Annotated in this window: 21 protein-coding genes, 1 tRNA gene and 1 pseudogene; 8 read left to right on the plus strand and 15 right to left on the minus strand. The window is 51.9% G+C overall.

Annotated features, from left to right (window positions below):
• The first annotated feature begins 20 nt into the window (after positions 1 to 20).
• On the plus strand, positions 21 to 479 hold the full coding sequence (locus IE090_RS16485; RefSeq protein ID WP_189390114.1) for a YaiI/YqxD family protein: 459 nt from the start codon (positions 21 to 23) through the stop codon (positions 477 to 479).
• Here IE090_RS16485 and IE090_RS16490 read toward each other — a convergent pair.
• Both IE090_RS16490 and IE090_RS16495 read right to left on the minus strand, forming a co-directional pair.
• Complete coding sequence (locus IE090_RS16490) at positions 430 to 2,334, minus strand: TRAP transporter permease (RefSeq protein WP_189390116.1); 1,905 nt, start codon at positions 2,332 to 2,334, stop codon at positions 430 to 432. The genes IE090_RS16485 and IE090_RS16490 overlap by 50 nt on opposite strands.
• Before the next feature lies 1 nt (position 2,335).
• Positions 2,336 to 3,277, minus strand: a complete 942-nt coding sequence (locus tag IE090_RS16495) for a TAXI family TRAP transporter solute-binding subunit (RefSeq protein ID WP_229815812.1) — start codon at positions 3,275 to 3,277, stop codon at positions 2,336 to 2,338.
• Positions 3,278 to 3,459: 182 nt separating this feature from the next.
• Between IE090_RS16495 and IE090_RS16500 the strand changes: the two genes are divergently transcribed.
• A complete protein-coding gene (locus tag IE090_RS16500) occupies positions 3,460 to 4,536 on the plus strand; it encodes a putative solute-binding protein (RefSeq protein ID WP_189390118.1) in 1,077 nt (358 codons plus the stop codon).
• A gap of 61 nt (positions 4,537 to 4,597) precedes the next feature.
• Positions 4,598 to 5,836 (plus strand): glycerophosphodiester phosphodiesterase family protein, encoded by a 1,239-nt coding sequence (locus IE090_RS16505; protein WP_189390120.1) that lies wholly within the window; start codon positions 4,598 to 4,600, stop codon positions 5,834 to 5,836.
• 18 nt (positions 5,837 to 5,854) lie between these two features.
• On the opposite strand, the gene IE090_RS16510 is transcribed toward IE090_RS16505, so the two are convergent.
• Complete coding sequence (locus IE090_RS16510) at positions 5,855 to 6,199, minus strand: hypothetical protein (RefSeq protein WP_189390122.1); 345 nt, start codon at positions 6,197 to 6,199, stop codon at positions 5,855 to 5,857.
• A 392-nt stretch (positions 6,200 to 6,591) separates the two neighbouring features.
• On the opposite strand from IE090_RS16510, the gene IE090_RS16515 reads away from it, so the two are divergent.
• A tRNA-Val gene (locus IE090_RS16515) sits at positions 6,592 to 6,668 on the plus strand.
• Positions 6,669 to 7,336: 668 nt separating this feature from the next.
• A complete protein-coding gene (locus IE090_RS16520) occupies positions 7,337 to 7,708 on the plus strand; it encodes a hypothetical protein (protein ID WP_189390124.1) in 372 nt (123 codons plus the stop codon).
• Between the two features lie 358 nt (positions 7,709 to 8,066).
• Here IE090_RS16520 and IE090_RS16525 read toward each other — a convergent pair whose 3' ends face one another.
• The 3 genes from IE090_RS16525 to IE090_RS16535 form a co-directional block, all read right to left on the minus strand.
• Positions 8,067 to 8,525 (minus strand): DUF2726 domain-containing protein, encoded by a 459-nt coding sequence (locus IE090_RS16525; RefSeq protein ID WP_189390126.1) that lies wholly within the window; start codon positions 8,523 to 8,525, stop codon positions 8,067 to 8,069.
• Between the two features lie 199 nt (positions 8,526 to 8,724).
• Positions 8,725 to 9,180, minus strand: a complete 456-nt coding sequence (locus IE090_RS16530; protein ID WP_189390129.1) for a hypothetical protein — start codon at positions 9,178 to 9,180, stop codon at positions 8,725 to 8,727.
• Positions 9,177 to 9,953 carry a hypothetical protein gene (locus tag IE090_RS16535; RefSeq protein ID WP_189390130.1) on the minus strand — a complete coding sequence of 259 codons (777 nt, stop codon included), beginning with the start codon at positions 9,951 to 9,953 and terminating at the stop codon, positions 9,177 to 9,179. The genes IE090_RS16530 and IE090_RS16535 overlap by 4 nt, the downstream gene beginning before the upstream one ends.
• 1,059 nt (positions 9,954 to 11,012) lie before the next feature.
• On the opposite strand from IE090_RS16535, the pseudogene IE090_RS17905 reads away from it, so the two are divergent.
• Both IE090_RS17905 and IE090_RS16545 read left to right on the plus strand, forming a co-directional pair.
• A pseudogene (locus IE090_RS17905) lies at positions 11,013 to 11,233 on the plus strand (integrase core domain-containing protein); the annotation flags it as partial.
• A 98-nt stretch (positions 11,234 to 11,331) separates the two neighbouring features.
• Positions 11,332 to 11,517 (plus strand): hypothetical protein, encoded by a 186-nt coding sequence (locus IE090_RS16545; protein ID WP_189390132.1) that lies wholly within the window; start codon positions 11,332 to 11,334, stop codon positions 11,515 to 11,517.
• A 415-nt stretch (positions 11,518 to 11,932) separates the two neighbouring features.
• Here the strand turns inward: IE090_RS16545 and IE090_RS16550 are convergent, their stop codons facing one another.
• Positions 11,933 to 12,937 (minus strand): transposase, encoded by a 1,005-nt coding sequence (locus tag IE090_RS16550; protein WP_189390134.1) that lies wholly within the window; start codon positions 12,935 to 12,937, stop codon positions 11,933 to 11,935.
• Positions 12,938 to 13,280: 343 nt separating this feature from the next.
• A complete protein-coding gene (locus tag IE090_RS16555; protein ID WP_189390136.1) occupies positions 13,281 to 14,018 on the minus strand; it encodes an SDR family NAD(P)-dependent oxidoreductase in 738 nt (245 codons plus the stop codon).
• 532 nt (positions 14,019 to 14,550) lie between these two features.
• On the opposite strand from IE090_RS16555, the gene IE090_RS16560 reads away from it, so the two are divergent.
• Positions 14,551 to 16,953, plus strand: coding sequence for a TonB-dependent receptor (locus IE090_RS16560; RefSeq protein WP_189390139.1), 2,403 nt, complete (start codon positions 14,551 to 14,553; stop codon positions 16,951 to 16,953).
• A 433-nt stretch (positions 16,954 to 17,386) separates the two neighbouring features.
• Here IE090_RS16560 and IE090_RS16565 read toward each other — a convergent pair whose 3' ends face one another.
• From IE090_RS16565 to IE090_RS16595, 7 genes are all read right to left on the minus strand, one after another.
• Positions 17,387 to 18,247, minus strand: a complete 861-nt coding sequence (locus IE090_RS16565) for a universal stress protein (RefSeq protein ID WP_189390141.1) — start codon at positions 18,245 to 18,247, stop codon at positions 17,387 to 17,389.
• A 22-nt stretch (positions 18,248 to 18,269) separates the two neighbouring features.
• Positions 18,270 to 19,757 (minus strand): SulP family inorganic anion transporter, encoded by a 1,488-nt coding sequence (locus IE090_RS16570; RefSeq protein ID WP_189390143.1) that lies wholly within the window; start codon positions 19,755 to 19,757, stop codon positions 18,270 to 18,272.
• Positions 19,758 to 19,980: 223 nt separating this feature from the next.
• Positions 19,981 to 20,691, minus strand: coding sequence for a hypothetical protein (locus IE090_RS16575; protein WP_189390145.1), 711 nt, complete (start codon positions 20,689 to 20,691; stop codon positions 19,981 to 19,983).
• Positions 20,666 to 22,003, minus strand: a complete 1,338-nt coding sequence (locus IE090_RS16580; protein WP_189390147.1) for a DUF1501 domain-containing protein — start codon at positions 22,001 to 22,003, stop codon at positions 20,666 to 20,668. Before IE090_RS16580 ends, IE090_RS16575 begins: the two co-directional genes overlap by 26 nt.
• Entirely contained in the window at positions 22,003 to 24,243 is a 2,241-nt protein-coding gene (locus IE090_RS16585) for a DUF1800 domain-containing protein (protein WP_189390149.1), read from the minus strand. Before IE090_RS16585 ends, IE090_RS16580 begins: the two co-directional genes overlap by 1 nt.
• A gap of 361 nt (positions 24,244 to 24,604) precedes the next feature.
• Positions 24,605 to 25,087 carry a GNAT family N-acetyltransferase gene (locus IE090_RS16590; protein WP_189390151.1) on the minus strand — a complete coding sequence of 161 codons (483 nt, stop codon included), beginning with the start codon at positions 25,085 to 25,087 and terminating at the stop codon, positions 24,605 to 24,607.
• A complete protein-coding gene (locus IE090_RS16595; protein ID WP_189390153.1) occupies positions 25,087 to 26,928 on the minus strand; it encodes an ABC transporter ATP-binding protein in 1,842 nt (613 codons plus the stop codon). The genes IE090_RS16590 and IE090_RS16595 overlap by 1 nt, the downstream gene beginning before the upstream one ends.
• Between the last annotated feature and the right edge of the window lie 40 nt (positions 26,929 to 26,968).

Here is a 26,968-nt window from a genome sequence, read left to right on the forward strand (position 1 = left end):
ATTTAAGAGAACAGCACACTATGCATATTTGGGTCGACGCCGACGCCTGTCCGGTGGTGGTAAAAGAAATCCTGTTTCGGGCGGCAGAGCGCACGCAAACCCCCTTGACCTTGGTGGCCAATCAAGCCATGCGCACACCGCCTTCCAAGGTGATTAACAGCATTCAGGTCAGCCAGGGCTTTGATGTCGCCGATAACGAAATTGTGCAGCGCTTAAGTGCGGGTGACTTGGTGATTACCGGCGATATTCCATTGGCAGCGGAGGTGGTCGCCAAAGGCGGCACGGCCCTGAGCCCGCGCGGTGAATATCATACCGAGGCCAATATTCGCGCGCGGTTAAATATGCGAGATTTTATGGAAACCCTGCGCAACAGCGGGGTAGAAACCGGCGGCCCAGCGGCATTTAGCCAGGCCGACCGGCAGCAGTTTGCTAACCAGCTGGATCGCTGGCTGGCACAGCACGCTGCTGCCAAAGGTTAGCGCCCAGCAACGCCAAAATGACCAGCCCAGCGATCCAGCGGTAGTCATCTGGCAGCACCATGACGCTGATGGCGAGCAACAGCAGGGCACCGCGCCAGACGTTGTTTAACCGGCTGGCGAACTGGCCCTCAATGGCAGCGGCAAAAGCCAGAATCAAAGCACTGGTGGCCAGCAAGGCGCTGAGGTAGCCAAACAGGGTGACGTCATCCGTCCAAATCAGGCTCGAAAATGCCATCATTGCCGGAATCAGGAAATAGCCCTTCGCCAGTTTAAAGGCCTGTACCGCCGCACCCATGGGTTTGGCACCAGCAATGCCGGCACCGGCAAAGGCAGCCAAGGCAATGGGGGGCGTGACATTGGACGTTTGCGACAGCCAGAACACAATCATATGAGCGGCTAGCATGCTCACGCCTAGATCCATCATCGCCGGTACCGCCATCACCGAGAGCACGATGTACGCCGCCGTTACCGGTAAGCCCATGCCCAGTACAATGGCTGCCACCATCACCAGCAACAACACCGACCATAATTGGCCGCCGGATAAATCCAGCAAGAACTGCGTAAACAACAGCCCCAAGCCCGTTTGTCCGACCACGCCCACCACAATGCCGGCGGTGGCGCAGGCCACAGAAATGGGCAGAGCCATTAACGCGCCTTCTTTTAATCCAGCGATGATGTGCGCTAGCGTTAAGCGCTCATGGCCACGAGTAAAGCCGGCGATCAGTGCGGCGATTAACACCGCAGCGCAACCTGCAATACCCACCATGACCGGTGAATAGCTCATCATCAGCAAGGCGGTAATCAGCACCAATGGCACTAAAAAGTGCCAGCCACGGGCCAACACCTCGCGGACTTTTTCGCCCGCCGTCATGCCTTGCAAGCCGAGTTTGACGGCCATCAAATGCACATACAGTAAGGTGCATAAAAAGTAGAGAATGGCCGGTGCAATGGAAACCAATAAAATCTCACTGTAAGGAATGCCAGTAAACTGCGCCATCACAAAGGCACCGGCACCCATCACCGGCGGCATAATTTGCCCACCGGTTGAGGCAGCGGCTTCAATGCCCGCGGCTTGCTCGGGTTTGTAGCCGAGTTTTTTCATCATCGGAATGGTGAGCGAGCCGGTGGTGACGGTATTGGCAATGGCGGAGCCAGAAATCGAACCCAGCGCCGCCGAAGCCAACACCGAGGCCTTGGCTGGGCCGCCGCGATATTTGCCGGCAGCGGCAAAGGCGGCGTCGATAAAAAACTGGCCCGCGCCTGTGACATTTAAAAAAGCGCCAAACAGCACAAACATAAACACCACAGTGGCGGCGATGGCTAAGGGCGCACCGAACACGCCATTGGTGGAGAAAATATGAAAACGCACCATTTCCTCCACCGCAAAGCCCTTGCTGGCAATAGCTTGTGGCAGGGCGTCGCCAAACAGGGCGTAGCCGATAAACACCAGTGCCACCACGACCATGGTCATACCAACGGTGCGACGAGTGGCCTCTAGTAGCAACAGCATTAACGTGACGCCGGCGACTTGATCGAGGCTTTGTAAGCCGTCGAGCAAAAAGCCGATGTCGTCGTAATCAAAGCGGGCGATGCGCCAAGTGCACCAACCGGCGGCGACGATGAACAGCAAATCGATCAGGCGGGCGCTAAAAAATACCGCCGGTCGATGGTGCTCGGGCTTTAACAGTGGGTAAGCCAAAAATACCAACACCAACACCCAGCCCAAATGCACTGGGCGGAAAACCGGCGCTGATAATTGCGCTGCCAGGCCTTGCCAGATTTGAAACACCGACAAAGCCACAGCGCTGGCTGTTAATAACCATAACAGCCAACGTGATTGTGTGGTCGCGGTCATATTATTGTGCGTCGGCCACTTCGTTTAAATAACGTAACGCGCCTGGGTGCATGGGCACGCCTTGTAGCTGACGGGCATTTTCTGGCGTGATGTATTTTGCCACGCCAATGGCTTGGCGAATTTTGGCCATGTTTTCAAACGCGACTTTGGTTAAGTTGTAGGCCAGCTCGTCATCCAGTTTGGGGTTGACCACCAATACGTTCCACACCGCTGGTGCGGTAAATGCAGGTACCTTGTTGTAGGTTTCTGCCGCGGCTTCATAGGGCATATAAGCCGGTGCGGCGGCGCTGATTTTTTTAAGCTCGGCAGGCGAAAATGACAAAATGCGAATGTCGCGGCTCAGTGCCAGCTCGGTGATGGCACCGACGCCCAAACTGCCCACAATGACGCCGGCATCAATTTGGCCATTGGCCAGTGCATTGGTGGTGGCGGTGTAGTTGAGTGATTGGGCTTTCACATCGTCTTCGCTGATACCCAGAATATTGAGAATGGCCAAGGCGCTAACACGAGTGCCGGAACCGGGGGCGCCCAGAGAGACGCGCTTGCCTTTTAAATCTTGCACCGACTGAATGTCTGACTTGGCCGGCACCATGACTTGCACCACATTGGGGTAGAGCGCAAACAGTACCGACGCTGGCATTTGCCGAGGAAACGGCTCTTCACCTTTATGCGCCTTCAACACCACATTGCCCATGGCGATGCCGGCCAGTTGTTTCTGGGTGGCGACTTTAATGACGTTTTCTACCGATGCCGCGGTGACCTCTGCACGGGCATTGACGCCCTCGATGCTCTCACTCCAAACCTTCGCCAGCATGCCGCCCAGCGGGTAATAGGTGCCGCTCTGGCTACCGGTGCCAATGGCATAGTTTTGCTCTGCCAAGGCAGGCAGGGTGAACAGAATCAGCACAAGGCTGCAAAAGCGCTGCATGAACAAGGTCATCATTGTTCTCCGTTGGTTGCCGCTGCGATGGCAGCGGTGATTTTCAGTCAGAATGCTGGCGGGTGTGGCCGGTAATCACCGCCTTGAGACGGCATTACTCAGGTACAGTCGCAGCAAACAATAATAAAGGGACATTGACAATGATATCCGTAAAGCTGCTTAAGCTCACCCTAGGGTTCGGGATAATGGTCAGCCTGGCAGCATTCAGCTATGGCCAGAACGACGACGCCAGCCTACGGGCCATTGCCATGAACCCAGAGCACAGCCGAGAGCAGCGCATTGACGCCATTCGCCAGTTATACCCGCAGTTTGCCAGTGGCGACAGTCTGCCACAGCGCACCATTTGTGTTTGGGATGTGATGGGGCGCAACGGGCCAGTGTATGCCGCCGCACAAGATCAGCAATCACAGCTGTTGGAGTTGGGCGTGCAAATCGAACTGGAGGCCTACACCAATGAAGGTGTGTTAACCGACGATTTAAAAGCCGGCCAGTGTGATGCCGCGCTATTTACCGGCATTCGCGCGCGCGAATACAACCGCTTTGCTGGCACCATTGATGCGGTGGGGGCCATCCCCGCTAAGCGTCATATGCACATGCTGTTGCAAGTGCTGGCCAGCCCCAAAATGGCCGAGCGCATGGAGCAAGGCCCCTATGTGGTAATGGGCGTGGCACCGATGGGCGCGGCGTACGTGTTTGTTAATGATCGCTCTATCAGCACGCTAGCAAAAGCCTCGGGCAAGCGCATCGCGGTGATGGATTACGACCCAGTTCAGTCGGAAATGATTTTAGGCTTGGGCGGTAACCCAGTACCCACCAGCATTGTGAGCGCCGGCAGTAAATTTAATAACGGCTTTGTTGATGTGCTACCCGCGCCTTTGGTGGCCTTTCATGTGATGGAGCTGTATCACGGCATTGGTGAGCAGGGCGGTATTATCGACTATCCGTTTTCTCAGCTCACGCTGCAATTGGTCGGTCGTAAAGAGGCCTTTCCACGCGAAGTGGCGCAATTGGTACGTGAGGATTTTGCCCGACGTTTAAATGAAATTGAGCAACGCGTGGTGCAGCAAACGGGCGAAATCCCGCAGGATGTGTGGATCAAAATTGACGCTGAAGATAAGCGCGAATATCAAAAACTGATGCAGCAAGCTCGCATCGAACTGCGCGACCGCGATTATTACGATGGCGACATGCTCAGGCTGCAGCGGCGCATTCGCTGCAAGTTTGAACCCACACATCCAGAGTGCAGTGCTCGGTTAGAGTAGCCGTCATAAATCAGTAAACATCTGCACCCACACTCACGGACTCAGTTAAAAGGATGCAGAAATGAACGTACAAAAACTTTGGCTGCCGCTGCTGGCAGCGTCTTTTTTGGCCGCTTGCGGCAGCGATGGCAGCTCAAGCTCAGGTCGCGAAGATGCACAAATCGGCTCGCGACCATTCTTTCTCGTCCATGACATGGACGAAGGTGAACTAAAACAGCGGCTGCAAGCCTGTGAAGACGGGCCTTTCTATCGCACTAACTTCTCTATTGGTCACCGTGGCGCACCGTTGCAGTACCCAGAGCACACGCGGGAATCTTATGTGGCGGCGGCAAAGATGGGGGCGGGTATTTTAGAGTGCGATGTGGCCTTTACCGCAGACAAAGAACTGGTATGCCGCCACTCGCAATGTGACTTGCACACCACCACCAACATTTTAGCCACGGAGCTGGCTGAGCAATGCAGCGAGCCGTTTACACCGGCGCAAAATGGCCAGCCGGCCAGCGCTAAATGTTGCACCAGCGACATTACCTTAGCGCAGTTTAAAACCCTGCAAGGCAAAATGGATGCTGCTAACCCACAAGCCACCACAGTTGCCGAGTATTTAGACGGCACAGCAGCTTGGCGCACGGATTTATACGCCAGCCGCGGTACGCTAATGACCCACAAAGAAAGCATCGAACTGTTTAAACAGTTGGGCGTGGGCATGACCCCAGAGTTGAAAACCCCCAGTGTAGACATGCCATTCAACGGCTTTAGCCAGCAAGACTACGCCCGCAAAATGTTGCAAGAGTATCTGGATGCGGCAGTGTCCGCTAAGGACGTGTGGCTGCAGTCATTTAACCTTGATGATGTAAAACAATGGATTGCAGAAAATCCAGACTTCGGCGCCCAGGCTGTGTATTTAGATGGCCGTTATGACGACCCGACTTTTGATCATGCCGACCCACAAAGCTGGCAACCGAGCATGGAGCAACTGGCGGCGGATGGCGTGAAAATCTTGGCGCCACCTATGTGGATGTTGGTGCGCGAAGACCATGGCCGAATTGTGCCGTCTGTGTATGCGGAACGCGCCAAAGCGGCGGGTTTGCAACTAATCACGTGGACATTAGAGCGCTCTGGGCCGCTGGCAAATGGCGGTGGCTGGTATTACCAAAGCATCTCGGATGTCATTAATAATGATGGCGATCAAATGGAGTTGCTGCACGTGCTGGCACAAGACGTCGGCGTTATCGGTGTGTTCTCCGACTGGGCTGGCACCACCACCTACTATGCCAGCTGCATGGGTATGGAAGCGCGTTAATATTTTATTGACGTGTTGTTATTGCTCGGAGGCAGTCAATAGTGGCTGCCACATGCGATCTTTGATGTACCACATCTTGCCTGAATGGTTCTCGATTCGAACCGCACCCCAACCCTTTTGGGTCGCAGACATGGTCACCTGATAATTACCCTTCGGCGGTACCGAGCGCTCCAGCACCTCAATTAAAACACCATTTTTGACAAACCAAGACTGCCCAGTGGAAGTTTGATAGCGAATCGCGCCCCAGCCTCCGCTGCCACTGCTGGTCATGGCGACTTTATACGAGGTGTCTGCCAAGGCCTCGGATGCTAAAAACAATGCGGCTAAATACACAGTGGCGGCAATAGTGAGCTTTTTCATCATTCCGTTGAACCGATGGGATTGGGCGGGCAATGTAACATGGCAGTTAAGGTGTTTAAATCTGGCGGGTATGGGTGCAACGCCATAACGCCATGGACTCGGATCACGGGTTTGAATGGCCGGCTTGGATGGCTGTCTGGTTTAGGGAAGCCAACCTCGGCTGTCACCTGAGAGATGGCAAGCACCTCGCCTGATGCGGGCAGCGATAGCAACTCGCTTCGTGCTTCTGAGCCTTCCGGCGCTCCAGAACGGCCATTGAGTTATTCAGAGGAGACTTAACTACTTGATCTAGCTAGTAATTCTACTCTTGGCTGGGTAGCCGGCAGAGGTGTAAAAAAACTGCCACAAAGGGGTTGCATCGAGCAGGCGAGCTGGCTAATATACGCGCCATCTTTAGGACTATAGCTCAGTTGGTTAGAGCGCTACCTTGACATGGTAGAGGTCCCCAGTTCAAATCTGGGTAGTCCTACCAAATTTTAAAAAGCGCGATCTTAACAGGTCGCGCTTTTTTTATGCGCTAAATATGTGATTTTTGCAGGCCCTGCTCGATTCGCAGGCGCTGTTTGATCAGATCAAAAATATCATCCAAAAAGAACCAGCATCCACCAAAAAAGATGTCCATCCCAAGTTCGCTGCGTAGCTGATTGCCATTGGAGTGTTAGGGTGGGGGTCTCGTTGTCTTGCGAAGGCGCGGAAAACCTAAGCGTAAGACCGTAAGTGCAGCGAGTTGGTCTAGCAGTGGATGCCCGGTTTGTTGTTGGCCGGGGTCAGAGCTTAAGCCCTGACCCCGTATGTGCTTTTTTCGTCAAACCCTATGCCCTCCTTGAGGTTATCCCTCACGCCGGGCGGGCGAACTCCCTGCTTTGCGCTGCACAGGCCGTAATTCCTGAGTTGCCAATGCTGTGGTCGCCGCAACGCCAACAGCCTGCATCCCGGCAGGATGTTGGCGGGTGCTGTCATCCGGGCAGCCCCTGCGGGCACAGCCATTGCCAGCTCAGGCGGCCTACTAAGGCGCGGAAAACCTAAGCGCAAGACCGAGATTAGAGCAGGGGTGGGAGAGCGTCTATATATGTCTCGTTTGTGTTCGCTCCGCTTACTTTATGCTGTAAGCTTGCATTAACACGAAGTAGCTACATTCCGGTGGCAGTTGAGAAAAACGTTGGGTTTAAAAATATGGGCAAAAAATCATCAATAATGATTTATCTACTCTGTTTAGTGACAATTGCAGTGCAGGCTGTCATTTTTCATGCATGGAACACAGGAGTGCTGGATCAATTTCAGGCATTACATCATTCATTCGATAATCAAACTCCTGAAATGGTTCAATATGGTATAAAAACGGCAAAACATTGGTGGTTAGCACCGTTGTTTAGTATGTTTTTGCTCTCGCTAGCTAGCTTTATAAGCAATAGAAGTAAGCTTGTTTTTCTGCCACTTGTTGTATCCGTCGGGTTGGCTACCTATATGCTTTACGTTATGTACCCGATTCCTCACCTAATTAAGCTCGGCTAGGAATCAAAACAAATCAAAGCAGACATCTATCTCAAGGTACGGAAAACCTAGGCGCGAAACCGTGAGTTTAGCGAGTTGGTTTAGTAGTGGATGCTCGGCTTGTTGTTGGCTGGGGTCAGAGCTTAAGCTCTGACCCCGTATCTGCTTTTTTCGTCAAACCCTATGCCCTCCTTGAGAGATCTTATCCCTCACGCCGGGCGGGCGAACTCCCTGCTTTGCGCTGCACAGGCCGTAATTCCTGAGTTGCCAATGCTGTGGTCGCCGCAACGCCAACAGCCCGCATCCCGGCAGGATGTTGGCGGGTGCTGCCGTCCGGGGAGCTCCTGCGGGCATAGCCATTGCCAGCTCAGGCGGCCTGCTAAGGCGCGGAAAACCTAAGCGCAAGACCGAGATTAGAGCAGGGGGAGCAGGGGTGGGTGTCTCGTTTGTGTTCGTTGCGAAAGGCGCTGCGGTGGTCGATCTCGGAGCGATTGGGCCTGAGCAAGTCGGCCATGCGAACCTTGCACATCACGGTGATGTCATCCGGCACCACCGACAACAACACCCCATAAAACGACCGCTCAGCCGGTGTGAGCAACCTACCTACCGATTCGTAACTCGGTTGGTTCGGTTCCGCTTCTGCCGGACTGTTGCCTGGCTTTATCAAGCGTTTGAGCAGTGCTTCTAACGGTGATGGTTTGGCCTGGCGTTTCTGCTGCTTCTTTTTGCCTTTCGGTGAGGGCTTGCCACCAAACACCAGGGCGATAACGACGACAATGACCAGAATGCCAAATGCCCAGTAGGTGAGGGTGACGAACAGATCTGTGATGGCTTGCATCGGTGCTCTACGTCCTTGTGTGTCGGGCGGTTAGGTGGTGTGGTGTGGTGCCTTTACCTGAGCCGGTGTCTGAAAACCACTCACGGTGCTGTTGTCTTGGTTGTCAGGATAAGGCAAGGGACTGGGGGGAGGGCAAGGTGCTGGTGAGTGCCCCTCCCGATGCTTTGTAAATACATTGGCTAATGTTCGGGCTAAGTACTTAGCCACTTGAGCTGTTCTGATTGCTGGGTTGGGTCTGTTGAGTAGAGGGTTCGATATGGGAGTTTTGTGGGTTTAAATCAATAACAACTTTCGTTATAACGTTTGTTATAATTCTTTCGCGCATTCTTCTAGCCTCCCATTCCGAAATCTTTTCTTCAGATCTTTGTTTGTCAATTAACTCGAGAGCTTTAGTTACTGAGTCATCTATCTTATTTCGATTTAGGTATTTCTTTATGTTTGCTGAAAAAACACCAAATGCAATGAAGTGCCAAACCTTCAAACCTAGAATGTTTAGTATCTCGAATTGTCTTAAAAAGGGGTGGAATAGGCCAAATATTCCGTGGAGTACTATTCCCAGTAGGACTCCGAGGCTTGTTCCGACTGGATTGGAGACTAATAGTATATTAATCAGCTTTCTACTTAATACTGTTATTTCATCAATATTTTCGTTCATGCGATTTTCCCGCCAATATCACTTTCTTTGATAGGTTTTGAGGTTGTTGATATGTCTCCTTTGGGTAGTATTCCTTTTAGGCCATTAGAATCGTTAAAGTCGTCTTTTCTTGGGTGTGATAGGATGAACTTTATAATTTCCTCAGATTCATACGTGTTTTGGCCATACCAGCCTTTTTTGATCCGGTACCGAAGAAGGGACTGATCGATCTGCATGCAGGTCAGAATGAGTGCAATGATAATAGTCGCTATTGCTGTTGAGTTTTCGGGTTGGGGGCTGGGGATTATGTAAGCTAAAAATAGGGCTGCTAGGAGATAGATTTTTGACTTGAATGAGTGGTTTACTCTTTCAGTTATCATTAATTCAACAACTGTTTTTGTTTTTTGGTTTTCATTTCTTGAATCTTTTTTATTGTTTATTATGAGTGCGCTTATTAAGCTTGCGTTTAATGCCTTTTGAAGGTTTATTATCAGGCCTGACCTTTTTCTTCTGCCATTCAATGCAATTTTCTTTCTATAGTACCTATTTTTATTGAATGAATTAATAAGTTTCAAAAGTTTTCGGCTGTTTGCTTTTTTGATGGGGATAGTATAGGTGTTTCTAGATAACTTATTGACTAGAAATTCCTCGCTGACTTTTTCGGTTTTTTCAAATATTTTTAAGCGCAATCTTTCTGTGATCGTTATAGCTAAAAAAACTGAAACGACTGCGAAGCTAATGGCCTCGAAATTTGTAAGTTCAAGCGTGTTTATTATTTCAGATAGAGAAGACATGGGTTTCTCGCTTGGTTTTAGGTTGTATAGTTTTGTGGTTTAATTCTTGTTTTTTGTCCAATTGCATTGGTACGTCGTACTCTATGAGCCCCTCTTGCTAGGAGCTATGGCCAATAATCGAGTTTGCTGATAGAAGAGCATAGACCGATAAAACTAGCCAATTCTAGCAGTTTAAACATAAAAATGGTTTATTTCTAGGTTGAGGTGGGCACGAAGGTGTAATAGATGTTCGAGTTATGACTCTAGTCACGTTCATCTCAACTTGATGGCAATATCCAGTAGTTCAACCCCATAAAACCGCTCAATATTGAGCAAATCTGAGCCGTTTTGATGGTTGCTTAGGGTGAAAAAAGTCTAACTAAATCAATGGCTTGGGCTAGTTTGGTTGCGTTTTTGATATGGTAGAGGTCCCCAGTTCAAATCTGGGTAGTCCTACCAAATTTTAAAAAGCGCGATCTTAACAGGTCGCGCTTTTTTTATGCGCTAAATATGTGATTTTTGCAGGCCCTGCTCGATTCGCAGGCGCTGTTTGATCAGATCAAAAATATCATCCAAAAAGAACCCGTATTCCCAAAAAAACGCCCATCCCAAGTTCGCTGCGTAGCTGATTGCCATTGGAGTGTTAGGGGGGGGCGCGTTGTCTTGCGAAGGCGCGGAAAACCTAGGCGCAAGACCGTGAGTGTAGCGAGTTGGTCTAGCAGTGGATGCCTGGTTTGTTGTTGGCTGGGGTCAGAGCTTAAGCTCTGACCCCGTATGTGCTTTTTTCGTCAAACCCTATGCCCTCCTTGAGGTTATCCCTCACGCCGGGCGGGCGAACTCCCTGCTTTGCGCTGCACAGGCCGTAATTCCTGAGTTGCCAATGCTGTGGTCGCCGCAACGCCAACAGCCTGCATCCCGGCAGGTTGTTGGCGGGTGCTGCCGTCCGGGCAGCCCCTGCGGGCACAGCCATTGCCAACTCAGGCGGCCTGCTAAGGCGCGGAAAACCTAAGCGCAAGACCGAGATTAGAGCAGGGGTGGGAGAGCAGGGGTGGGTGTCTCGTTTGTGTTCGGAAACAGCATGGCATGGTGTGCTCAATGAGCCGCAAAGGAAACTGCTGGGATAACGCACCCACAGAGCGTTTTTCGGCAGCCTTAAACGCGAGTGGCTAACGGGAAATATTTACGCGACTCGAGAACATGCCGTGGCCGATGTGAGGGAGTACATTGCCTATTACAACGCTCGCCGTTTACACACGACGCTAGGCGATGCAACACCGATTGAATTTGAAAAATGTGCTTAGAAAAGTGTCCAGTTTGGGTTGACCACAACAGTTACAGACGATCCGATAATTCCGTCTGGTTCTACCCCGTCATTGGCGGTAAGCGTACGCAGTCGTCGATGAAGTTCATGATCGAAAAGGACTCTGTTTTTACAACTCTGGAAGAAACCAACATCTACCGGGAGGTCATTTACTATACCGCACAACGTAAACAGGATGCTCAGGGGCGTCTTCAGAATTACGTGAGTGATGTATCTGTTACCGAGCCTCAGGCGTCTCTGGATGGAGATTTGCCGTTTTCATGACGAGTTAATGCCTGGCTGATATTTAATGTGGTGGCGTAGGCAGTTTTGCGATGGTCTTACGCTCATTGCTCCATTTTAAAACGCTAAAAAATAGCTCTCAGGTTCTAACGCTGCGCTCTCTGAATGGGGCTGAATGACGGTGCCATGTCATTAATGGCAATTTTATATGGTTCATCTTCAGGCGAAAGAATAACAGTCAACTAGGACATCCACCCCAAGGGTCAGCATCACATAGGTTCAACCTAAACAGGCTCGAGTTTAAGACGGCCTCCTCCTGCCAACAGCGAGCATGAGAACCTTCCGAACAGAACTGCTTTTCAAAGCACTTTTGATGAGCTTTTCAACGAGAGGCGGTAATTGGGGCGCTGAGTAGCTTCAGATTTCTCTGATTATGTTGAACAGTTACAAGATGCTATTACGCGGATCGATCGAGCAATGAACGGCAGCGACTGAGTCCAGGCGGGCGCTGATAATTCAGTGTTTCACAGGCTTGGCGCAGTTTTTCTTCACCGCCGGCAAAGGTTTTAAAACAGTCTTCAAAATGCTGGGTCATTTCTAACCATTGCTGGTCATCAATGCCTAAGCGATCGAGAATGGCCGCCGTATTTTTGGCAATGGCGCCGCGTTTATCGTGGCGAATAATGCGGCCAGTCCAGCCGACCAGTTCGAGGTAATCCATCAGCTTCATTTGAATGCCCAGCGGTATATTTTGCCGAGGGTTGCCAACGAAGGGTAATAATTCCTTGGGTTGTTGCTTAGGATGGTTGGGCTGCTTGCTCGTTTTTGCTTTTTCTATGCGCCGCTTCACCGAGGTGTGCGCGGATGCTTCGGGCGTGGCTGCCATATTTGCCCGCACCGGGTTAAGGTCGACATAGGCCATGCACGCAGCCAGTGCTGCTTCATCCAGTAATGCCTGGGATTTAAACCGGCCCTCCCAGAAACGGCCAGTGCACTGGTCTTCCTGATTGGCCTCTCGCGCAATGGCCTCATTCAGCACCCGCATAAACCAGCTGATGCTAGATAACCGTGAGCGCCACTCTTCCACATACATTTGCAGTCGCTTTTGCTCAGCAACGCCCAGCTCGTCACCGTTTATAAAGCGCTGAGACAGCATATTGCCACTAAATAGCGTGTGCCAGCGCTCAATGACTTCCGTGTCGCTCCAGTGATGGGCACGCTCAGCATCAATAAATAAAACAACGTGGTAATGGTTGCTCATAATGGCATAGGCCGCCACTTCAACGGCAAATACATGCGGCAAAGACAGTAACTTGTCTTCCAGCCAACCACGGCGATGCTCGTAGCATTGGCCAGTCATATGATCCGTACCACACAGAAAAGCACGCCGCACACAGCGTGATACGCAATGATAATAGGGTGTCGCCTCCAAAGAGACTTGCTGTTTTCTGGGCTTGGGCATAATGGCACTCCGACTCTAGAGCAACTGATACGAGCCTAGCCGCTGTGGAGCCGATTGCCATTGAAGTGTCAAGTTAGAGTGGATGTCTTGCTTAATGTAATGGCACTCCGGCTCTAGAGCAACTGATACGAGCCTAGCTGCTGTGGAGCCGATTGCCATTAGAGTGTCAGGTTAGAGTGGATGTCTCACTTAATGTTGCCGGTTCTCCAGCAGCTGACATCAGCCTAGCCGCTGTGGAGCCGATTGCCATTGGAGTGTCAGGTTAGAGTGGATGTCTCACTTAATGGCCGTTTACCAGAAATGCCACGCGTGCCGAATCACTCTTAAATTGTTTGTTAGCCGCTCATGCCAAGGATAGCCCACCATCAACTACCAACGTGTGACCGACTATATAGCTGGCTTTGTCTGATAATAAAAACTCAATTGCATTGACGATTTCGTCGATTTCCCCAAAACGATTGATAGGTACTACGTCAGAAACATCAGCGCGGATATTAGAGTTTTCAAGTTGCCTTTCTTCCCATCGGGGAGTCCACGTTACACCAGGAGCAACCGCATTGATTCGAATTCCAGATTTGATGCTTTCTAGGGCAACAGATCTCGTTAGCCCCTCAAGGGCATGTTTAGCAGCACTATACATTGATGCATTGGGTGTTGGTCTAAGACCATTTACAGAGCTGATATTTACTATGGATGCACCTGCTTCCATTAGTTTCAGTTCAGACCTTAAACATAAAGCTTGACACAAAAAATCCACATGAAGTGTTTCTTTGAGAAGTGTTACAGCAACCTGTGGCAGATAGCCTCTAGAAGCAAGAGCCGGAGAAGCGTTGTTAACCGCTACATCCAACTTCCCGTAGCGGTCTGTAATGTGAGCAAATAAACCGTCTAACTGTTGCTCATCCGCAATATCAACCGACTGGTAATCGACAGATTTTAGTTCTGAATATTTTTGTGTGGCATTTAGCCAAACCTCCTCCGAGCGCGAGCACGTAACAACTTTATACCCCTGCTTCACGAGCCGAAGAACTGAATACAAACCGATTCCTTTTGAACCACCAGTGACTAATGCGATTTTCAATTTAGGACCCCTTTCCTATTTGTGTACTTTGTAGTGGTCTAATTCACCCGGACACCTCGTTAAGATAGCAGGTTAGAGTGGATGTCTCACTTAATGGAGTGGATGTCTCACTTAATGTTTTGAACCACCAGTGACTAATGCGATTTTCAATTTAGGACCCCTTTCCTATTTGTGTACTTTGTAGTGGTCTAATTCACCCGGACACCTCGTTAAGATAGCAGGTTAGAGTGGATGTCTCACTTAATGGAGTGGATGTCTCACTTAATGGAGTGTCAGGTTAGGGTGGATGTCTTGCTTAATGCGATGCTTATATGTCCAAGGCTGTTAGTATTACCCGTAGCTATAATGCGGTCATTCTATAGTAAATGAAAATAATTTGCATAAGCATTTTGTATCATGTTTAATTCGGCCCCTCAATTAGGTGAACGCTTGGGGTCCTCCGAACACGGTCGTCGACTCGTCCAGCACAGGCCAAGTGTCAAGCTATCGGTTTGTGAGTTCAGGAGCCCTCTGAGTTACAGGAAGGGGAATCATGAACAGCATGCGTCTGGCGCCATTGGCTGCCGCCATTATGGCCATCAGTAATTACAGTTTGGCAGCTGATAAACACCAAGAGTTAGAAGCCGTCGTCGTTACTGGTGGTAAAATTGAACGTAACTTGCAGCAAACCACCAGTGGTATCAGTGTGCTGGATCGCCAGCAGTTGGAGAACAACAATACCGAAAACCTCAACGATGCCTTAGTGCTAACACCCAATGCCAGCATTAATGGTAAGGGCGGCTTTAGCATTCGTGGCATTAACGCTGAGGGCGGCCCTGCAGCAGACACCTCAACCGCCGATACTGCTGGCGTAGTGATGGATGGCGCCTATTTTGACGCCGATATTTTAGAAATGGGCGTTGGCCTGTGGGATATCGGCAGTGTTGAAGTCTATAAAGGCCCGCAGTCTACCAGTCAGGGCAAAAATGCCTTGGCTGGCACCATTGTGGTAAAAACCAATGATCCAGTGTTTTACCGTGAAGGCTCGGTGCGTTTAGGCTTTGGCACAGATAACACGCAGATTAGTAGCATTATGTTCAACCAAGCGCTGACAGACGAATGGGCTGTGCGCATTGCGGCAGATCGCGTGTATACCGATGGCCAAATCGAAAATGAATATACCGGTGACGATGACGAAGCGCATGATGAGCACATCAATGGCCGCGTAAAATTATTGTATCGTCCATCGCAGCGCTTTAGTGCTTTGCTGACCATTGGCCAAGATAAATCTGACCAGGGCGATGATCGCGCCTGTGGTGCTAACACCAGCCGCGCCGGTGTGTTTGAGTGCGATGAATTTAAAGCCTTTCGCGATATCGATGGTAAATTAACCAACCGCTTTAATTACCAGACCCTGAAATTACAGGCTCAACTCAGTGACGGTTGGGAGCTCACCTCCATTACCTCCAACTCTTGGCGTGATCGCGCCGAGCGCCAAGATGCCGATAATATGGCGCCGAGCAACTCCAGCTATACCGAGGCGGCTAGTCTTGGCGTGCGCAATGAATCAGAAGAGGACAGCAGCCTCAACCAAGAGCTGCGCTTTAGCTTTAAAGGCGAGCAAGTTCGCACCAGCTTTGGTTATTATTACAGCCAGAGCGAAGAACAACGCGGCTATGATTTCTTGTTAGCTAACCCACTCGATACCTATTTGCCCGGCTTTTATGCCGCCACCTCTAAGGCGCCTTTCCCACCCTATGCAAACGGCGTCAGCGATACTGTTCTGCAAACCCAATACCAAGACCGTGGCTCCGTACGCGAAGCGACCAACCATGCCCTATTTGCCGAGTTGGATTATCAACTGACGCAAGCCACCACTTTATTGTTGGGCGCCCGTTTAGAGCGTGAAACCAATAAAAACTCAGCCGATATCTTTGCGCAAAACGTAAACTCCGACGCCATGGTGGCTCTGGGAGCACGCGCTAATCCACTGTTTAATGCATTAAAAGCCGGAGCAGAAGCTGGCGATCCGGCATCGCAGGCACAATGGGGATTGCTCTCGGCTTATATGGCGGCAGCGGGGGTTGACCCGAATAACCTGCAGCAAGATAGCCTCAGCCAAGTGTTGAATGTGCTTGCTTCGGCGGGCAATAACACCTCTGAAAAAGAAGTTGAAAATAACGTCTTCTTACCCAAAATCGGTGTGCGCCATCAGTTTACCCAAGATCTGAGCGCGGGCTACGTAGTGTCACGCGGTTATCGTTCTGGCGGTGTTAGCTTAAACCCCATTAATACACAACAGCCAACCGTCGACTACGACCCTGAGTTTGTCACTAACCATGAACTGTCGTTGCGCAGCCAATGGCTGAGTCAGCGCCTGACCGCCAACGCCAATGTGTATTACATGCAGTGGAAAGATCAGCAAGTACAAGTGGTGGGCGCTAACCCCTACGATCGCTACACCACTAACGCTGGCTCATCGACGTTAAAAGGCTTGGAGTTGGATATTCAGTTCCGTGCCGAAAATGGTCTGCAGTTGATGGCCAATGCCGGCTTGGCGAAAACTCGTTACGATGATTTTGTAACCGGGAATAAAGATTTCTCAGGTAATCGCTTCCAGCTGGCTCCAGAAAAAACCGCGGCAGCCAGCATTGGCTATGATCAAGGCATTGGTTATCGGGCCTTTGTGACGCAAACCTATACCGGCGATGTATATCTGGACAACAATAACGATAAACAGCTGCCGGCTTATTCACTCACCAACCTGCGCTTGGGCTATGCCGCCGCCAGTTGGAAGGTGGAAGCCTACGTCAATAACCTGTTTGACCGCCGCGCTAAAACCTACCGCTTCGACTACAACGGCTATGCCCCTGAACAAGGCTTTACCCTCTATGGTGATTACAACCACTGGGTGCCAGCGCGTACAGCAGGGTTAGTTGCTCAGTACGACTTTTAACTCACACAGCGTTTAAATTGTGTGGTAAAAAAGCCGCGGTTATTACGCGGCTTTTTTATAATTATTTTCTCGGTTAAGAAACTTCTGGTCAGTTCCGTGCAGCCTTGCGCCTGTGCTGTGTTAAAAACATTTCGTACCCGAGTTCGATTCAAATGCTCACTTACGCTTTATAAGCTGCACTTGTTGAGTGCGACTAGCGCTCGCTCCTAGGACAACTCTGAGTAAGTCGGTGCGTGCTTTGGAGCGCCAGAGAACTGGCATGGCTCGCTAAAAGTATGCGAGCTTCTGACTTAGGATTGGTACTGCTGCTTGCCTGTCTATAAAAGCCTGTCCATAAAAAAACCGCCCACGGCTGCAAGCGCTGGGCGGTTTTTTAGATCAAGCCGAATAACAGCTCACGCAGCTTTTCACTCGGTAAAAACTAACGCAACTCTTAGCGTAACAACAACAGCGGTATATCACTCTGGCTGACCATCTTGCGGGTATGGCTGCCCACAAAAAACTGGCGAATACGCGAATGGCCATAAGCGCCCATCACCATTAAGTCGATGCTGTGCTCTTGCTGGTACTGAGCTAATGCCGGTTGCACCTCGCCGTGTAGGTGGGCGACGGTCACGTCAAAGCCTTGCTCGCGCAATTGCTGTGCTGCGCTTTGCAGTTGCTGCTGATGAGCATCATCGTCGTGGCCAACCATGACCAAGTGACAGGGCAGGTCTTTTAACAGTGGACTTTGTGAGTAGGCATCTAACGCTTTTTGCGCGGTGTCGCTGCCGTCGAAGGCCACCATAAAGCGCTCGGGTGTTTTAAACTCGCCCACGGTCACCAGCAGTGGGCTATCACAGCCACGCACCACGGCTTCTAAATGTGAACCTAAGGTGTGGTCGAGAGTTGGATTGAGAGTATCGTGTGCCTCGCCTTGACGGCCCATCACCAGCACGCGGGTGTCGGCTTGCTGCTCTAATAAAGTTTCGACCACGCCGCCGTGGCGCTGCAAGGTTTCGATTTGCTCGGCGCCATGCTCAGCCACCAGCTGCTCGGCGTCGGCCAGTATGTGCTTGCCATGCTCCAATGCCAAGCGGGCGCGTTGCTCATCCAGCTCGGTCAGTTGGCGCAACAGGTGCTCGCGCGCGCCCAAACCAATGCTGCCGGAGAGGTTATCCTGGTGGCTGGTGTCGCGCTCGAGTACGTGCAATAAACGCAGCGGCGCTTGCAAGCGTTGGCTGACCCAAGCAGCCGCCTGGCACACGCTGGTCGCAATGGCCGAGCCGTCGATGCAGGCAACAATATGACTCATGTGTTTCTCCTTGTTGGGCGGCTTAATGGCCGCCCATGAGTTTTTCAACCTCGGCTGGGTCGTTGTGCACACCGAAGCGGTCGACAATGGTCTCGGTTGCTTCATTCATGCCGACCAGCTCTACCTCGGCGCCTTCGCGGCGGAATTTAATTACCACCTTGTCGAGTGATGATACTGCCGTAATGTCCCAAAAATGCGCTTGCGTTAGATCAATGGTGACCTTGCTCACGGCTTCGCGGAAATCAAAGGATTTCACAAAGCTCTCGGAGGAGGCAAAGAACACTTGGCCAATCACAGCGTAACGACGCTCATCGGCCTGCTCGGTGGTGCTTTTAACCACCATAAAGCGGCCGATTTTGTTGGCAAAGAACAGCGCCGCCAGCAGTACGCCAGTAAACACCCCCAGTGCCAGGTTATGCGTGAACACCACCACAGCGACGGTTGCCAGCATGACCACATTGGTAGACAGCGGGTGCTCTTTCAGGTTGCGGATCGACTCCCAAGAGAAGGTACCAATCGACACCATAATCATCACCGCCACCAAGGCCGCCATGGGGATCTGGCCGACCCAGTCGGATAAAAACACCACCATAATCAGTAGCAGCAAGCCGGCGGTAAAGGCGGATAAGCGCCCGCGGCCACCGGATTTAACGTTAATGATCGACTGGCCAATCATGGCACAGCCGGCCATGCCACCCAGTAAGCCGGCGCCAATATTGGCGATGCCTTGGCCTTTGCACTCTTGGTTTTTATCGCTTTCGGTGTCGGTTAAATCGTCAACAATGGTGGCGGTCATCATGGATTCTAAAAGGCCCACGGCTGCCAGTGAAACTGAGTAGGGCAGAATGATCCAAAGGGTTTCCAGCGTCAGCGGTACTTCTGGCCATAGGAACACAGGCAAGGTATCGGGCAGCTCGCCCATGTCGCCTACGGTGCGAATCTCTAAGCCAAAAGCGATCGACACGGCGGTCATGGTCAGGATGCACACCAGCGGCGAGGGCAGCCAGCTGCCGACTTTGGGCACATACGGGAACAAATAAATAATGCCTAGGCCAGCGGCGGTCATGGCATACACATGCCAGGTTACATCGGTCAGCTCTGGCAACTGCGCCATAAAGATCAAAATCGCTAGGGCATTCACAAAGCCGGTGACCACCGAGCGCGACACAAAGCGCATTAAATTGCCAAGCTTTAAATAGCCGGCGCCAATTTGCAAAACACCGGTCAGCAAGGTGGCGGCAAGCAAATACTGCAAGCCATGTTCTTTTACCAGGGTCACCATCAGCAATGCCATGGCGCCTGTGGCCGCGGAAATCATGCCCGGACGACCGCCAACAAACGCAATAATCACGGCAATACAGAAAGACGCGTACAACCCCACCTTTGGGTCAACGCCAGCGATAATGGAGAAGGCAATGGCTTCAGGAATCAGTGCCAGCGCCACTACGGTGCCGGATAATAAGTCACCGCGGACGTTGGAAAACCACTCCTGGCGAAGTCGTGCAAGCATATTGGTTCCTTTAATCGGTACAGCCCAAGTGCAGTAAAGCAGCGCTGGCTGACAATTGGATGAACGGTTGAATTGTTTGGTCTGGGCCTATTGCAGGAGCAGCTGACAAAACGGCTGGGTGTGCCGGTGAATAATGCAGTGCGAGGCCGTTTGCTTTGGGAGCGGCGATTATACAGATTGACGAAGCAGTCGCAATAAATGTGTGGCTATTTTTTGATCAGGCTTAGCTGTTGTGGCAGTCAAAGCCCTGTTGCTGGCGTTGCACCAGGTGCATTAGGGCGTAGTAGCCGGGTTGGTCTTCGGGCAGGGCTTCAAGCGGGTGGCGATGTACCTCGCCCAGTAGGGTATGGCTGCTGTTCTGTGAAGGAAACTCGTACAGCCATTCGCCGTAGTCATGAATCAGCCGTGAAAACTGCGACCATTCCCAGCGCGGATCAAACACACCTTGCGAGCCTAGGCCGTGGCAGCTGATGCAGTTTTGCTGCAGCTCGGGCTGAACGTGATGCAAATAAAAGGTGTGGTTGCGTAAGCACTCGCCTAGCTCCAGCGGCACTTCGCGCAAAATGTTGAAGACGCTTTGTTGCTCGTCGCGGTAGTCGACGCGCACACGCATCTCGCCAGAAGCATCAATCAGGCCGCGCCAAGTGGCGGAGCAGTCTTCATCACAGTTCAGTTCCAATGGCTCACTCACCAGCGGCTGTTGCTGCGTTGGGTGCTCGATCACTAGCTGCGGCTGAGCATCGGCGTAGTTGGTCGTGAAGTCGACCTCTAAGGTCGCCACACCGCTGTCAGCATGATGGCTGTTCACTGTCAGTGATGTGCTAGCAAGGGAGGTGGTGCTATTGTTGTCACCGCCGCCACCGCAAGCGATTATGCCTGCGCTTAAAGCGGTGATGGTCACCAAACGATTAAATAAAGGCCAGATTCTTCTCATTAAAATTTTTCAAATGCGGGAAAATGGAATTGCACTCATTTACGGTCAAACCCATCCATTGCGCCAAGGTTGCCGCATATTGATCGACAGAATAATTAGGTATAAAGCGACCGGTACCACTGTTGGCCGCGTCAGAGGCGCCGCCGGGCGTGGTGTCGTGCATAGTACCATGGAATTGACCGCCGTTAACCGCGCCGCCCATCACCAAGCATTGGCTGGCCCAGGCGTGGTCGGTGCCATCGCCGTTGACCGTCATGGTGCGGCCAAAGTCACTGGCGGTAAACAAGGTCACGCTGTCGGCCAAGCCTTGCGCATCCATTTCTGTTTGGAACTTTTCTAAGCCATCGTTCAGCACTTGCAGCAGCCCGCCTTGAGCCTCAACTTGGTTGGCGTGGGTATCAAAGCCGCCCAGTGTGATCATAAACAGCTGGCGTTTCGCGCCGAGTTGCTGGCGCGCCAGAATGCCTTGGGCTGCAGTTTTGAGCTTGCGCTCAAAGCCATTGCTGGCATTGATGTTGGGCTCAGTTGATTGCTCAAACGCACTGGCAAGTTGGTCGGTGGTATTAATGGTTTGATTGATGCTGTACCTGAGTTGCTGTTGCATTGGCAAGTTTTCACCACTATTTAGCATGCGTTGTAGTGCCGTACGACGATCATTATTGGCATGTTGTGAGTTCAGCCGATTAATGCCGTTTAAACCGGTTACATAAGGCGCGGTATTGTTGCCATTCAGCCAAGGAGCAGCATCAGCAATTAATAGCGACGCCGGCACGCCCGCTTGTGATGAAGTAAATAAATCAGCCATGCGCCCACCCCAACCACTGGCGTTGCCGGTTACATTCATCGGCCCCAAGGTATGCCAAAAATGCTGCTGATGGTTATGGGCAAACAAGCTGGCTGGCAAGGCGACCTGGCCATTTTGAACCTGGGCTTTGCTCGCCGGTTCAATCAAAGCGCCTACGGAGTTCACGACCGCCAGCTGACCACGATTAAAGCGCGCCGCTAAACTGCCCATGGACGGGTGAAAGCCATATTCGGTGCCATTTAACCCATGCAAGGATGCTTGGTTAACGGCAATGGTCTCGCGGTAGGCTCGGTACTCGTTATAGCCGGCGTTGTCGGTCGGCACAATCATATTGCTGCAATCATTACCGCCTTGCAAAAACACACACACCAAGCTTTTGTGGTCATTAAATTGGGTGCTGCTGGCGGCGAAAGCTTTTTCCATCATGGCCAGCGATGCGCCGGTACCGAGCAAGGTGCTGGTGCCAGATACGGCCATTAGGCGTTGAATAAAATCACGACGCTTCATTATTTGCCCTCCAGCATAAATTCTGGCGATGCCACCACCAGTGACAACACGTCTTGCACTTTTAACAGTGGGTCATTGGCGTAATTATTTTGCGTGGCCAAATAATCCAGAATGATGTCGCGCAGGGTAGGCGACATAGTACCGCCCAATAGCAGAATGTTGACCTGTTGCAGCAGCGCATCGGTATCGTCTGCCGTTTGCACCAGGGCGTCGACGTTCATGCGTGCCAGATGCTTTTGATGAGGCTGGCGATCGGCATAAGGCACTGTGGCCATATAAATAGTGCGATCAAAGTAGTTTTGCATGGCCAGATATTGGTTGGCATCCATCAAGGTAAATTCAGGTGCAAGCAAGCCTTGCTCAGAAATTGGGCCGGCTGGGCGATCTTCTGGGGTATAAAAATTAAATACCGAAGGCGCGCGCAAAATGGTTTGACCGATATTGCTTTGCAAATCTTCAAGGCGTTGGCGCGCGTGAATTTCAAAATACTCATAACCAGGCTGACCACAAAACACATCACGGTCATCGGGTTGCCAAACGTTCCATACCCAGCCTTCACGTTCGGGCGCAGTAAGCGGGAAAGCGCGCCATAAGCGTGTTAGGCGCAGCATGGGTTGCGTTAATTTGCTGTCGTTGGCTTGCAGGGCTTCAGGGTCTGTCAAAATCGCTTTGGCCACCGCTGCTAAATCACCGCGTTGGCCTTGGCCGTTGTTTTCAAACACCGACGCCACACGCTGTAGGTAGGCAGGGCTAGGGTTAGAGCTGACTAAGCGTTGAATCAGCTGGCGGCTAATAAACGGCGCAACATTGGGGTGATTAAACAGTGCGTCCAGCGCCATATCCAAATCTTGCTGTGCGCTATTGCCGGCTGGCAGTACAGCGCGGCCCGCGAGCAGGGTTTTTTCGCCGCTGTCGTGATACTCCTCGATGGCGGCCATGGGTAAGCGCACGTCTTGGCCTTGGTAGCCACCGTAGCGCGACACCCACCAGTTTAAATGGCCATTGGGCCTGAAGTCGTAAATCCAGCCGGTAAATACCCGTGCTAACTCTTCGATGTCGGTTTGGCTGTAGGTGGGAATTAATTCACCACCACTGCGCTTGTAGCTGCCATCGAGGTTCATTTCATACAAGCCGATGGTAAACAGCTGCATGATTTCGCGGGCGTAGTTTTCATCCGGGCGGGTGTTTTTGCTCGGGTCTGCTTTGGCGTTGCGGGCATGGGATAAATAAGTGCCCATGGCCGGATGCAGGCTGACATCCTCCAGTAAGTCGCGGTAGTTACCCAAAGCATGCTTGAGCAAGGTGTCGTAATAGTGCGCTAGGCCGGTTTGCTGGCGGTACAGCACGTCGTTGCCTTGGTCGGAGACCACCAAAATTTCGCTCAGCGCCAGCGCCATACGGTGGCGCAGCTGATCGTCACTGCGCAGAGCTTTGGTCCACCAGGCTTGATGGCGGGCGTGCTTATCTTTGGGGGTGCCGCGAATGGCCCAGGTTGGGTTGGCGGCGCTCGGTGTGCCTAAATCTTTATCGCCAGGGTGATCGCTGACTTCATACAGGCACATGCGCCACTTTAGCGTTTCCATATAAGGGCTGATGTAATCAGGCCGCTGTGCGACTTGTTGATTCAGCCAAGCATCCACGCCCAGGCGCTGCAGGTCGGCTACGGATTCCGGTGTGGCGCCAAAGGTGGCCTGATTCAGAAAGTGAAAAGCGTCGGCATAGCTTAGGGAGGCGACCTCATTGCCGGAGTCTTCGTCGGTGCCAGAGTCTTGGTCTGTGCCTGAGCCATTATCTGAGCCGTTACCTGAGTCGTTACCTGAGTCGTTACCTGAGTCGTTACCTGAGTCGTTACCTGAGTCGTTACCTGAGTCGTTACCTGAGCCGTTATCTGAGCCGTTATCTGAGCCGTTATCTGAGCCGTTATCTGAGCCGTTATCTGAGCCGTTATCTGAGCCGTTATCTGAGCCGTTATCTGAGCCGTTATCTGAGCCGTTATCTGAGCCGTTACCTGAGCCGTTACCTGAGCCGTTACCTGAGCCGTTACCTGAGCCGTTACCTGAGCCGTTACCTGAGCCGTTACCTGAGCCGTTACCTGAGCCGTTACCTGAGCCGCTATCTGAGCCGCTATCTGAGCCACTGTCGGTCGATGGGGTTTCACTGCCAGAGCGGTCACTGCCGGAACCGCCGCCACCGCACCCGATCAGGGCGACGGTGATGAGTGTGAGTACTAGCCGCTGCATTGCTCTCTCCCGCTGTTTGTTATTTTTTGGCTAGCGGCGGGGTAGGACTGCCAAATGAAGTGGGCAGTAGTGCCCGACGGTAACGCCGAGACGACAAATTACGACAGCCTCAGGTTAGGCACTAGCTCAAATAGGCTAAAGGGCCCAGCGGAGTTAAAAAATGAGAACTGTGTAGCCGTTACAAAGAAAAGGGTTTCACACTGTGACAAAGTGTTGGCAAGCGGGTTTGCTTTTGAATATGGCTATCTCAATAAGTGACCTCGCGTGTCTCTTAGTGGGCGGAGTTGGGAGTGGGCGGCGTTGTGAGTGGACGGCGCTAGGTCACTTCATAGCACAGAAGGGCGCTGCTTAAGCGCCGCCGTTACAATGCTTTTTGCCAAAACTCGGCAATGCCCATGGCTGGGTCCAGCTCGTAATTACCAAAGCCAAAATTGGCGTAGGCCTGCCGCGCAGCCTGGTTGCCTTGCAGCACCTCAAGGGTGATTTTGCAGCAGCCGCGCTGGCGAGCGATGTCCTCAACCTGTTGCAGCATTTTCTGGCAAACGCCTTGGCCGCGACAGTCACGGTCAACGATGACATCGTGAATGTTTATTAATGGCATGCATTTAAAGGTAGAAAACCCCTGCATACAGTTAATTAGGCCCACCGGCCGCCCTTGGTAAAAAGCCAATACGGTAAAGGCATTCGGCACTTGGCCCAGAGCCGCACCCAGGTTGTTGATGACCTCGGTGCTGAGCGCTTCACCACCGCCCATTGGATCGCTGGCGTAGTGGTTCATCAGCTCACCAATAATGACCTGGTGTTCTGGATTGTGGTAATCGGCGATGCGAATATCAATGCTCATTATTCTTCTCCTAAAAAGCCACCGGTTTGATGCGCCCACAATTGCGCATAAATGCCGTTGGCTTGCAGTAATTCCTGGTGTGTGCCTTGTTCCACGATGCGGCCTTGGTCCATCACGATAAGGCGATCCATGGCAGCAATGGTCGACAAACGGTGGGCGATGGCAATGACGGTTTTATTTTCCATCAGTCGATACAAGCTGGCTTGAATCGCGGCTTCCACTTCCGAGTCTAAGGCGGAAGTGGCTTCGTCCAAAATCAAAATGGGTGCATCTTTTAATAACACTCGGGCGATGGCGATGCGTTGGCGTTGGCCGCCAGACAATTTTACCCCGCGCTCGCCAACTTGGGCATCAAGGCCGCTGTTGCCATCTGGGTCGGTCAGGTCGCTGATGAAGCTTTGCGCTTCGGCTTGCTCGATGGCTTGCTGCAGTTCTGCTTCCGTCGCATCTGGTCGGCCATACAAAATATTGTCGCGAATGCTGCGGTGCAGCAGCGAGGTATCTTGCGTCACCATGCCAATGTGTTGGCGCAGGCTTTCTTGGCTGACTTCTCGAATGTCTTGGCCATCAATTAAAATGCGGCCGGACTGAATGTCGTAAAAGCGCAGCAATAAATTCACCAGGGTGGATTTGCCCGCCCCAGAGCGGCCCACCAGACCGACTTTTTCGCCCGGCTTGATGTTTAAATCGAGCTGATCAAAGACCTGTTTGGGGAGCTGGTTTTTACCCTGGTAATGAAAGCTCACCTGCTGCAGCTCGATTTGGCCGGTAGGCACTTGCAAAGCAGGTGCGCCTTTTTCGTCTTCAATGGCGACGGGCTTAGATAAAGTATTCATGCCATCGGTAACGGTGCCGAGGTTTTCAAATAAATTGCCGACCTCCCACATAATCCATTGCGACATGCCATTGATGCGCAGTGCCAAGCTGATGGCAACGGCAATGGCACCGACGCTGATTAACGACTCGCTCCACAGCCACACCGACATGCCAGCAATGCTCAAGGTTAACCAGTAATTAAGAACATTGACGGCAACATTAAAGCCCGTGGCAAGGCGCATTTGCCGATACACGGTATTCATAAAGCCCTGCATGCTGTCTTGGGCGTAGTCGGCTTCGCGCTGGGTATGGGCAAACAACTTAACGGTTTGAATGTTGGTGTAGCTATCGACAATGCGCCCCGTCATAACTGAGCGAGCGTCGGCCTGCTTGGTGGCGATCTGTTTTAAGCGCGGAATAAAATACAACTGCACGCCGATATAGCCGGCCAGCCACACCAGCAGCGGTAATACCAGGCGGCTGTCGGCGGAGGCGATGATGGCAATCACACTGATAAAATACACGCCGACGTACACCATCACGTCGAGTAATTTCATCACGCTTTCACGCACCGCCAACGAGGTTTGCATGACCTTAGTCGCCAGCCGGCCGGCAAAATCGTCTTGATAAAAACTCATGCTCTGGCCGAGTAAATAACGGTGCGCCAGCCAGCGAATTTTCATTGGGTAGTTGCCGAGCAGCGCTTGATGTACCAGAGCCGCGTGTAAAAATACCAGCAGCGGCATGCCAATCAATAGCAGCGCACCCATGCCCCACAGTGTGGCTTGCTCTTGTGCCAGCAAGGTGGCCGGGTCACTGTTGACCAGCCAGTCGACCAGGCTGCCCATAAACTGCACCAGATAGACCTCTAAAATGGCCAGTGCAGCGGTGAGCACAGACATAATCAGCAAGGGCTTGCGCAGCCCGCGGGTGTAGTGCAAACAGAACGCCACCAGGCCCTGTGGCGGTTGGCCAGGTGTCTGTGGCGGAAAAGGATTAATTAAAGATTCAAAAAAACGCAGCATGGCTTGGTGTGTCGGCGGCTAACTAAAGGTCGCACACCAT

The organism is Bacterioplanes sanyensis (assembly GCF_014652515.1).
In the GTDB taxonomy this organism is placed as follows: domain Bacteria; phylum Pseudomonadota; class Gammaproteobacteria; order Pseudomonadales; family Oceanobacteraceae; genus Bacterioplanes; species Bacterioplanes sanyensis.

What these genes read in the sequence shown, in the direction of transcription:
- IE090_RS16580 (WP_189390147.1), bottom strand. Translation starts at nt 22,003, where the DNA reads ATGAAGCGTCGTGATTTTATTCAACGCCTAATGGCCGTATCTGGCACC.
- IE090_RS16500 (WP_189390118.1), top strand. Translation starts at nt 3,460, where the DNA reads ATGGTCAGCCTGGCAGCATTCAGCTATGGCCAGAACGACGACGCCAGC.
- IE090_RS16545 (WP_189390132.1), top strand. Translation starts at nt 11,332, where the DNA reads ATGAAGTTCATGATCGAAAAGGACTCTGTTTTTACAACTCTGGAAGAA.
- IE090_RS16535 (WP_189390130.1), bottom strand. Translation starts at nt 9,953, where the DNA reads ATGTCTTCTCTATCTGAAATAATAAACACGCTTGAACTTACAAATTTC.
- IE090_RS16490 (WP_189390116.1), bottom strand. Translation starts at nt 2,334, where the DNA reads ATGACCGCGACCACACAATCACGTTGGCTGTTATGGTTATTAACAGCC.
- IE090_RS16585 (WP_189390149.1), bottom strand. Translation starts at nt 24,243, where the DNA reads ATGCAGCGGCTAGTACTCACACTCATCACCGTCGCCCTGATCGGGTGC.
- IE090_RS16510 (WP_189390122.1), bottom strand. Translation starts at nt 6,199, where the DNA reads ATGATGAAAAAGCTCACTATTGCCGCCACTGTGTATTTAGCCGCATTG.
- IE090_RS16575 (WP_189390145.1), bottom strand. Translation starts at nt 20,691, where the DNA reads ATGAGAAGAATCTGGCCTTTATTTAATCGTTTGGTGACCATCACCGCT.
- IE090_RS16570 (WP_189390143.1), bottom strand. Translation starts at nt 19,757, where the DNA reads ATGCTTGCACGACTTCGCCAGGAGTGGTTTTCCAACGTCCGCGGTGAC.
- IE090_RS16550 (WP_189390134.1), bottom strand. Translation starts at nt 12,937, where the DNA reads ATGCCCAAGCCCAGAAAACAGCAAGTCTCTTTGGAGGCGACACCCTAT.
- IE090_RS16595 (WP_189390153.1), bottom strand. Translation starts at nt 26,928, where the DNA reads ATGCTGCGTTTTTTTGAATCTTTAATTAATCCTTTTCCGCCACAGACA.
- IE090_RS16590 (WP_189390151.1), bottom strand. Translation starts at nt 25,087, where the DNA reads ATGAGCATTGATATTCGCATCGCCGATTACCACAATCCAGAACACCAG.
- IE090_RS16525 (WP_189390126.1), bottom strand. Translation starts at nt 8,525, where the DNA reads ATGCAAGCCATCACAGATCTGTTCGTCACCCTCACCTACTGGGCATTT.
- IE090_RS16565 (WP_189390141.1), bottom strand. Translation starts at nt 18,247, where the DNA reads ATGAGTCATATTGTTGCCTGCATCGACGGCTCGGCCATTGCGACCAGC.
- IE090_RS16505 (WP_189390120.1), top strand. Translation starts at nt 4,598, where the DNA reads ATGAACGTACAAAAACTTTGGCTGCCGCTGCTGGCAGCGTCTTTTTTG.
- IE090_RS16530 (WP_189390129.1), bottom strand. Translation starts at nt 9,180, where the DNA reads ATGAACGAAAATATTGATGAAATAACAGTATTAAGTAGAAAGCTGATT.
- IE090_RS16485 (WP_189390114.1), top strand. Translation starts at nt 21, where the DNA reads ATGCATATTTGGGTCGACGCCGACGCCTGTCCGGTGGTGGTAAAAGAA.
- IE090_RS16560 (WP_189390139.1), top strand. Translation starts at nt 14,551, where the DNA reads ATGAACAGCATGCGTCTGGCGCCATTGGCTGCCGCCATTATGGCCATC.
- IE090_RS16495 (WP_229815812.1), bottom strand. Translation starts at nt 3,277, where the DNA reads ATGATGACCTTGTTCATGCAGCGCTTTTGCAGCCTTGTGCTGATTCTG.